The organism is Gemmatimonas sp., from assembly GCF_044376735.1.
GTDB lineage: Bacteria > Gemmatimonadota > Gemmatimonadetes > Gemmatimonadales > Gemmatimonadaceae > Gemmatimonas.
Genome location: NZ_JBILKJ010000241.1, coordinates 1 through 3,253, shown reverse-complemented (window position 1 = coordinate 3,253; position 3,253 = coordinate 1). Strand labels below are relative to the sequence as shown.

Here is a 3,253-nt window from a genome sequence, read left to right as displayed (position 1 = left end):
AACACGCGCGGCAAGCCGATCGTGAACCTCATCAACGTCACCCCCGACACGCGCATCCGCGCGATCGTGCTCACGCGCGAGTTCAGCGACACCGAGTTCCTGCTGTTCTGCACGCGCAACGGTACGGTCAAGAAGACGGCGCTGTCGCAGTACAGCAATCCGCGCTCGAACGGCATCAAGGCCATCAAGGTCGAGGAAGGCGACGAGCTGATGGACGTGCAGGTGACGTCGGGGAGCAACGACGTCGTGCTCGCCACGCGCCACGGTCTCTCCGTGCGCTTCCACGAGAGTGACGTGCGCGAGATGGGCCGCGACACGACGGGCGTGAAGGGCATCGAACTCCGCCCGGGCGATCAGCTCGTGGGCATGGTCGTGATCAAGCGCGAGGCGACGCTGCTCGTCGTGACCGAAAAGGGGCTCGGCAAGTGCAGCGAAGTGAGCGAGTACCGCGTGCAGAAGCGCGGCGGCAAGGGCATCCTCACGCTCAACCGCACCGCCAAGACGGGCGACGTGGTGGCGCTCATGGAAGTCGTGCCGGAAGACGAGCTGATGCTGATGACGCGGCAGGGCGTGGCGATTCGCTCGCGCGTGAGCGAAATCCGCGTCACGGGCCGGGCGGCGCAGGGCGTCAAGCTCGTCGCCCTCGACGACCACGATGTGGTCCAGGCCGTGGCCCGCGTGATTCCCGACGACAAGGATGACGTGGACGGCGTGGAAGGCGCCGAAGGGGACGCACCGGCCGGCGAGCTCGGACTCGACGGTGGCGGCGACGCGTGATGCCTCACCCCCGCTGATGCCCGTTTCCAGAGTGCTCGTTGCGGACGACGACCTGGCCGTCCTGGAATCCGTCACCTGGCTGTTGCAGGAGAACGGCTACGAGGTCATTCCCGCGAGTGGCGGGATGGCCTGTCTGGAGCAGCTCGACAAGCGCGCGCCCGACCTCCTGCTGCTCGACATCCAGATGCCGGATGCCGATGGTTGTCAGCTGCTGGAGAGGATCAAGAGCGACGACCGCTGGCGTGACCTGCCGGTGCTGATGCTGTCGGCGCAGCCGCCCGAAGAGGCCTCGGTGCGGTCGCTGGGACTGGGTGCGGCGGATTTCATTCGCAAGCCGTACCGCCCGAAGGAGTTGTTGGCGCGCGTCCAGGCGCAGTTGCGCGCCGGTTCCATGCTGCGCTCCACCCGCATGGCGCTCGCGCGCACGGAAGAAGCGCTGGTGCGCGCGCAGCAGGATGCCGACAGCCGACGCAAGCTGGTCGATATCCTCCACGAGGTCACCGGCGACCTGTCGGTCACCGAGCTCTTTCACCTGCTGGTGCGCCGTGCGGCGCGCGCGCTCGGCGTGTCGCACTGCTCGGTCGTGCTGGCGCGGCCGGGTGAGACGCAGGCGGTGGTCGTGGCCGCGTTCGAGAACCCGGGACTGCAGCATCTCAGCATCCAGCTCGATCGCTATCCGGAACTGAAGGCGGCGCTCGAGTCGGGGCAGCCCGTGCTGGTGGAAGACATCGAAACGCATCCGCTGTACGAGGGGGTGCGTCAGGTCTGGGGGATCGAAGGGATCGAAGTGCCGATCCGCTCGGTGATCGCGCTCCCGTTCTCCGTGGATCGCGGACAGTACGGCGTATTCCTCGTGCGTCGCACGCGTGATCAGGAGCGCTTCGGTCCGCACGATCTCGAGTTCGCGCAAGCGGTCATCACCGCCGCCGTGGCGGTGATCCAGCGCGCGCAGATGGTCGAGAGCACGATGGCCGACAACGCGCGTCTGGAGCAGCTCGCGCAAACCGATCCCCTCACCCAGCTCCTCAATCGCCGGGCGCTCACCGAGCGGATCACCGCGGAGATGGAGCGCGCGCTGCGCTACGACTCCACGCTGGCGCTGTTGATGATCGATATCGATCACTTCAAGAAGGTCAACGACACCTTCGGGCACCTCGTTGGCGACGACGTGCTGCGCGACGTCGGCCAGCTGCTGCTGGACACCATCCGCGTCAGCGACATCGTGGCGCGGTACGGGGGAGAGGAGTTCTTGATCCTGCTCCCCGAAACCGATGAGGCCGGCGCGGTGTCCTTCGCGGAGCGTATCCGGACAGCGGTCGAAGACCACGCGTTCGCCCGCGGGGGCGAGAATCCGCCGCTCCGTATCACGTCGAGCGTTGGTGTCGCGGTGTTTCCCGCGGCGCGCATCGAGAACGTGGAGGACTTGCTCTCCCGTTCGGACGCCGCGCTCTACCGCGCCAAGGCTGACGGCCGCAATCGCGTGCGGCAGTAACGCCGGAACGGCTCAGGGCCGCGGGCGTCGGTGCTCGACCATCGCGCACGCGTTCTGCACCACCGTGATGCCGGCCCGGGCCAGCGTTTCCGCGACCTCGGCGTGCTCGATACCGAGCTGCATCCACACGACGCGCGGGTTCGCGGCGAGGATCTCCTCGAGATGCTGCGGCACGTCGCCCGATCGCCGGAACAGCAGCACGAGGTCGGCCGGCGGTTGCACGTCACGCAGTGACCGCACGGTCGGGGCGCCCAGCATCTCCGCGACGTCCGGGTAGTACACGGGCACCGGGACGATCTCGTAGCCGGCCGCCTGCAGATATGCCGGCACGTAGTAGGCCGGCCCGCCCACGTGCACCGGCTTGATGCCGATCACGGCGATGCGCCGTGCGGACGACAGCACCGTGGCGAGTTGTGACCCGTGGTCCAGCAGCCGCGAACGCCATGCCTGCTCGCGGCTCGCTTCACCCCCCTCGGGCGTTAACTTGTTCTCCATGAGCACTCCTCCTCTCTGAACACTGCGGGAGATATCTGCATGCGTATGCTGGTACTTGGCGCGGGGCTGCAAGGCACCGCGTGCACCTATGACCTGTTGCAAAATCCGTCGGTCACGCGTGTCCTGCTGGCCGACGTCCAGGTGGGCACCCTGCCCGCCTTCCTCGCCCCATTCGCCGGCGAACGGCTCGAGGCGGTTGCCCTCGACGTACGTGATGCCGCCGCCGTTCGCGCCCTGTTCGCCCGCTGCGACGGGGTGATGAGCGCCATCCCGTATTACTTCAACGCGTCGCTGGCCGCCATCGCCGTCGAGATGGGGGTGCACTTCACGGACCTTGGTGGCAACACCGCCATCGTGCAGGAACAGAAGCAGCTCGACGCGGCCGCGAAAGCCAAGGGGATCAGCGTGATCCCCGATACTGGATTGGCCCCGGGCATGGTGAACGTCATCGCGCAGCACGGCATCGATCAGTTCGACACCGTGGAGAGC

4 protein-coding genes are annotated in these 3,253 nt (G+C 67.3%); 3 read left to right on the top strand and 1 reads right to left on the bottom strand.

The annotated features are described in order from the left end of the window. On the top strand, nt 1-777 hold a 777-nt coding region (locus ACIRA7_RS16095), incomplete at its 5' end, for a DNA gyrase C-terminal beta-propeller domain-containing protein (protein ID WP_396221852.1). A gap of 16 nt (nt 778-793) precedes the next feature. Next, the gene (locus tag ACIRA7_RS16090) at nt 794-2,269 is read left to right on the top strand and encodes a diguanylate cyclase (protein ID WP_396221851.1); all 1,476 of its coding nucleotides are present in this window, start codon (nt 794-796) and stop codon (nt 2,267-2,269) included. Nucleotides 2,270-2,281: 12 nt separating this feature from the next. Here ACIRA7_RS16090 and ACIRA7_RS16085 read toward each other — a convergent pair whose 3' ends face one another. Then, entirely contained in the window at nt 2,282-2,764 is a 483-nt protein-coding gene (locus tag ACIRA7_RS16085) for a CoA-binding protein (protein WP_396221850.1), read from the bottom strand. Nucleotides 2,765-2,803: 39 nt separating this feature from the next. Here ACIRA7_RS16085 and ACIRA7_RS16080 point away from each other — a divergent pair. Then, the coding region (locus ACIRA7_RS16080) for a saccharopine dehydrogenase family protein (RefSeq protein WP_396221849.1) at nt 2,804-3,253 on the top strand (450 nt) is incomplete at its 3' end.